Genomic DNA, 4687 nt, shown 5'->3' with positions numbered 1-4687 from the left:
CGCCGCGACACCGAAAGCGGCCGCGCCCGCCGCGCATTGAGCGACCGGTGGCACGCCACGCGCGACACGTCTTCCGGACGCGGGCGGGGCAGCGGCCCGGCGTCCGCCGCGCGGCAGGGGTGGTACCGTACAGCCCAACGTGCTGTCGAGGGACCACTACGACTTCGTCGTGATCGACATCATGATGCCGACCATGGATGGCCTCGAGACGCTGGACGCCATCCGCAGCACGCCCGAACTGCGCAACCTGCCCGTGATGGTGCTGTCGGCCGTCCGTGACGAGGCCCAGGTGCGGCAACTGGTGAAGCTCGGCGTCAGTGCCTATCTCACCAAGCCCCTGCGCCCCTCGGACGCCGCCGTCCGCGTCCAGCGCTTCGTGGCCACCCTCGGCACGAGCACCCACACCCCACAGCAGGGACAGGGGCGATCACTCCTGGGCCTGCAAGATGGGGCGCGGCTGCTGGTGGTCGACTCGAAGCCAGGCCCGCCGTGATCCTGCTCGGACAGAAGCTCGGCGCCGTCGCCGCGCCGATGTTCCTGCAAGAGTTACGCAGCCTGCCCGGTCTGGCCAGCGTGCCGGTGGTCGTGGCCGGCTCGCGCGGTGGCGAGGATCCGCCCGCCGACGCCGACGCCGTCATCCAGCGTACGTTCATCCCGGACGCGTTCAAGAAGCAGTTCGCCACGCTCGTGACCGGTGGGACGCCGGAGCCGGGTGCTGCTCGCCCGCCCGGAGTTGCGCCCGCAGATGATCTCGGCCACCGAGCGGGAGATGGGGGAGCGGATGACCGCGCTCTTCCTCCAGGGGGCCGACGTGGTCACCGAGGAGGACGTCTCGTCCACCCTCCAGGAAATCTCCAACATCGTCAGCGGCCGCCTGCAGAACGCGCTCCGCGGCCGTGACGACGTGTGCACCATCGGCCTGCCGATCGTCACTGTGCTCGCCAAGACGCTGCCGATTGCCGAGCTATGGGCCGCGGTCGGGTTCCACAACGCCTTGGGCGACGTCAAGTTCACGACCTTCGTGCGGCCGATTCTGCGCGGCGCGCCGGGCTCCGGGGCGCTCTGACGCGCGGCACCGTCTCCCCCCGGGGGTGATGGGGCCTCCCGGTCGTGCCGATTTCGCCCTTGTGATGCTGCGCGTCCGATGTCCATTCGTGCCTGCGTCCGGGGAACGGCCATGAAGGCGCTGGTCGTCGACGATCAGGCCAACGTCCGCCTGTTGCTCTCGCACATCCTGCGGACGAGGAACGGGTGCACGGTCAGCGTGGCCGCCAACGGCCAGGAGGCCCTCGCCCTGCTCGTGCGCGAGAGCTTCGACATCGTCGTCCTCGACCTGCTGATGCCGGTCCTCGATGGTGTCGAGACCCTGACCGTGATTCGCCGCACGCCGGCGCTCAGCCAGACACCGGTGATCGTCCTCTCGGCGGTGCGTGACGAGCGGAAGGTCCGGCAGTTGCTCCGACTCGGCATTGCGGCCTATCTCACCAAGCCCCTGCGTCCTCTCGACGTCGCCGAACGGATCCAGCAGATTCTCGACCGTCTCGGTGACGCCCCCGCGGTGGCCGATGATGGTCCTGCCGAGCGGGCGCTGGCGGCGCGGGCCGACCTCCGGCCGCAGATGATTGCCGCCACCGAGCAGCTGTTCGGCCTCATGCTCGGCATCGAGGTGGGGGCCGCGGGGACTCGCGAGCCACTGACGTCGGGCGACGATGTCGCCTCGGCCGTGTTGCGGCTGGAGCGCGAGGCCGTCGATCTGGAATTTGCCATCACGGCGCCGCGGGCGATGAGCGAACGCATGACGGCGCAATATCTGCAGGCGGGTGACGTGGTGACCGACGCCGACGTCTCCGCCACCCTTCGGGAGTTCGCCACGATCATCGGCGGCCGGCTGCAGACCGCCCTGCGCCAGCGCGGCGATGTGGTGTCGCTCGGTGAGCCCACGGTGTCGCGCCTCGGCGCGGAGGCCTGTGAGCGCGCCGGGGGCATTCGTGTCACGTACACGTCGTCGGCGCACGACCTTCGATTCATGACCACACTGCGGGCGGTGCCGGGCGCGCGCCTGGCCCGGACCGTACAGGATGCGGATCGCCGCATCGAGGACCCTGCGCATGTACACGCCGCCACCCCAGCCACCGCCGGTTGACCCCGAGGTGATCGAGATGCTCGCTTCCCTGCAGGAACCGGGCGAACCCGATCTCGTCGCGGAGTTGGTCACCCTCTTCCTCCGGGACACGCCGGAGCGTCTGCGCGATCTGCAGGCTCGGCCCCTGGACGCCGGGCACGCCTCGCGCGTGGCCCATGCCGTCAAGGGCAGTGCCGGCAACCTCGGTGCCACCCAGTTGCAGGATCTCGCCAGTGCCCTGGAGCAGGCGGGCCATCGTGGGGACAGCGCCGACGCGCTGGCCCGACTGGCCGACGCCATCGACGTGGAGTTCGCGCACGTCGCCGCGCATCTCGAGGCCCTGCTCGCAAAGCGGGCCCACGGCGCGGAGTAGGTCAGGTACTCCTGACGGACCGACCTGTCGGCCCACCGACCCCAGGGTCGGCATGGGTGCCTCCCCGATGACCGGGGCGCGCGGGGACAGGACGCGATTCAGCGCGATTGGCCCAAAAACGCCCCGGCGGCCGGGCTGGCATCGAACATGAGTTCCTCCGAGGCGCCACGAGCGGCGCGCCGGCACGCTGCACGGCGCGACGCGAACTGCACCTCACGCTCACACGTCATGCGTCACCGACCGGTGCGGTCGGGACGCGCGGAGGACGTTCGTCATGGGTACGCCAAGGAACCGGGGCGCATTGGCCCTGAGTTCCCACACGCACGACACCACGCACCAGGACACCGACCAGGAACTGATGGTCCTGCGCGGCCAGCTGGCCGCACTGGACCGCAGCCAGGCCGTCATCGAGTTCGAGCTCGATGGCACCATCATCACGGCCAACGACAACTTCCTCGGCGCGCCGGGCTATGCCGCCAGCCGTGAGTACCAGCAGTTCTGGGCCGACCTGCGGGCCGGCCGATACCAGGCCGCCGAGTACAAGCGTCTCGGCAAGGGTGGCAAGGAAGTCTGGATTCAGGCCTCCTACAACCCGATCCTCGACATGAACGGCAAGCCGTTCAAGGTCGTCAAGTACGCCACCGACATCACCGAGCGCATTCGTCAGCAGGAGCGCCTGCACAAGCTGCTCGAGCAGATTGCCGGCCACGCCGACACCCTCGCCAGTTCGGCCGAGGAGCTCACCGCGACCGCCACCCAGATGGGGGCCAACGCCGAGGAGACCTCGGCCCAGGCCAACGTCGTGTCGGCGGCCTCCGAGCAGGTGAGTCGCAACGTCCAGACGGTGGCCACGGGCACCGAGGAGATGGGCGCGAGTATCCGCGAGATCGCCAAGAACGCCGCGGACGCGGCCCGGGTGGCGGGGCAGGCGGTACGGGGGGCCGACACGACCAACACCACGGTCGGCAAGCTCGGCGAGAGCAGCGCAGAGATCGGCAAGGTCATCAAGGTGATCACGTCGATCGCGCAGCAGACCACCCTGCTGGCGCTCAACGCCACGATCGAGGCGGCGCGCGCCGGCGAAGCAGGCAAGGGTTTCGCGGTGGTGGCCAACGAAGTCAAGGAGCTGGCCAAGGAGACCGCCAAGGCGACCGAGGACATCAGCCAGAAGATCGAGGCCATCCAGGGCGACACCCGCGGGGCCACGCGGGCCATCGCCGAGATCAGCGCGATCATCAACCAGATCAACGACATCTCGGGGACGATCGCCAGCGCCGTGGAAGAGCAGACCGCGACGGCCAACGAGATCTCCCGCAACGTGTCGGAAGCGGCACGGGGCACGGCGGAGATCGCCGAGAACATCACCGGCGTCGCCCAGGCCGCTCGCAGCACCAGCGACGGTGCGAGCGACTCGCAGAGCGCATCCGGTGGCCTGGCCAAGCTCGCCAGCGAACTGCAGCAGCTGGTCTCGGGCTTCAAGGCCTGACCCCTGACCTTGGTTCTGTCGGCGACCTGACGAGGCGCTCCGTGCCGCCGTCAGGTTGACCGACAGGCCGCGCATTCCTTCCAAGAAACTGGCGTGTCCACGGCTCTGCTGCCGTGGCACGCCCCTTGAAACATCGTCGTTCCAGCGCACGTGTCGCGTCGGCAGTCGCGTTCAAGCCTGCAATCACGACGTCGATTCCTGTGCGTAGCCAATCCGTCAGTCGGCGGGGATGGCACGGAGGCAGCACCGTGACCGAGTCGGACGACCTCATTCGAGAATTCCTGATCGAAAGCCATGAAGGACTGGACCGGCTCGATCAGGACCTGGTGGATCTGGAGAAGGACCCCCGCAACCGCGACACGCTGGGCAGCGTGTTCCGGGCGATCCACACCATCAAGGGCACCTGCGGCTTCCTCGGGTTCACGAAGCTCGAAGGGGTCAGCCACGTCGGAGAGAGCCTGCTGAGCCGTCTGCGCGATGGCGAGATGGTGCTCGACGCGCAGATCACCACGGCGCTGCTCGGCATGGTCGACGCCATCCGCGAGATTCTCGGTTTCATCGAGGCCGACGGCAGCGAGGGCGACGCGGACTACACCGCCGTCATCCAGCGCATCCAGGCCCTGAACGACCGACGGAGCACGCCGGCCGACAGCGTGGCGGCCGCCGCCGCGCCCACTCCCGTGCCCGTCGCAGCGGCCATGCCTGC

General features: G+C 69.2%; 6 protein-coding genes. All 6 read left to right on the top strand.

Features of this window, described 5'->3' with window-relative positions:
* Nucleotides 1–139 precede the first annotated feature (139 nt).
* A complete protein-coding gene (locus Q0C41_RS29905; protein ID WP_291990423.1) occupies nucleotides 140–493 on the top strand; it encodes a response regulator in 354 nt (117 codons plus the stop codon).
* Between the two features lie 201 nt (nucleotides 494–694).
* Nucleotides 695–1066, top strand: coding sequence for a hypothetical protein (locus tag Q0C41_RS29900; RefSeq protein WP_291990421.1), 372 nt, complete (start codon nucleotides 695–697; stop codon nucleotides 1064–1066).
* 78 nt (nucleotides 1067–1144) lie between these two features.
* Entirely contained in the window at nucleotides 1145–2143 is a 999-nt protein-coding gene (locus Q0C41_RS29895; RefSeq protein ID WP_291990419.1) for a response regulator, read from the top strand.
* The gene (locus Q0C41_RS29890) at nucleotides 2109–2495 is read left to right on the top strand and encodes an Hpt domain-containing protein (RefSeq protein ID WP_291990417.1); all 387 of its coding nucleotides are present in this window, start codon (nucleotides 2109–2111) and stop codon (nucleotides 2493–2495) included. Before Q0C41_RS29895 ends, Q0C41_RS29890 begins: the two co-directional genes overlap by 35 nt.
* Nucleotides 2496–2769: 274 nt before the next feature.
* Nucleotides 2770–3981 carry a methyl-accepting chemotaxis protein gene (locus Q0C41_RS29885; protein WP_291990415.1) on the top strand — a complete coding sequence of 404 codons (1212 nt, stop codon included), beginning with the start codon at nucleotides 2770–2772 and terminating at the stop codon, nucleotides 3979–3981.
* 248 nt (nucleotides 3982–4229) lie between these two features.
* Nucleotides 4230–4687 (top strand): Hpt domain-containing protein (locus tag Q0C41_RS29880; RefSeq protein ID WP_291990412.1); only part of this gene is annotated, 458 nt, incomplete at its 3' end.

Source organism: Luteitalea sp. (assembly GCF_022842525.1).
In the GTDB taxonomy this organism is placed as follows: domain Bacteria; phylum Acidobacteriota; class Vicinamibacteria; order Vicinamibacterales; family Vicinamibacteraceae; genus Luteitalea.
This window is presented reverse-complemented; position numbering and strand designations above follow the sequence as displayed.

Coding starts and splice junctions, on each gene's coding strand:
- Q0C41_RS29895 (WP_291990419.1), top strand. CDS start 1,145: ATGTCCATTCGTGCCTGCGTCCGGGGAACGGCCATGAAGGCGCTGGTC.
- Q0C41_RS29890 (WP_291990417.1), top strand. CDS start 2,109: ATGTACACGCCGCCACCCCAGCCACCGCCGGTTGACCCCGAGGTGATC.
- Q0C41_RS29885 (WP_291990415.1), top strand. CDS start 2,770: ATGGGTACGCCAAGGAACCGGGGCGCATTGGCCCTGAGTTCCCACACG.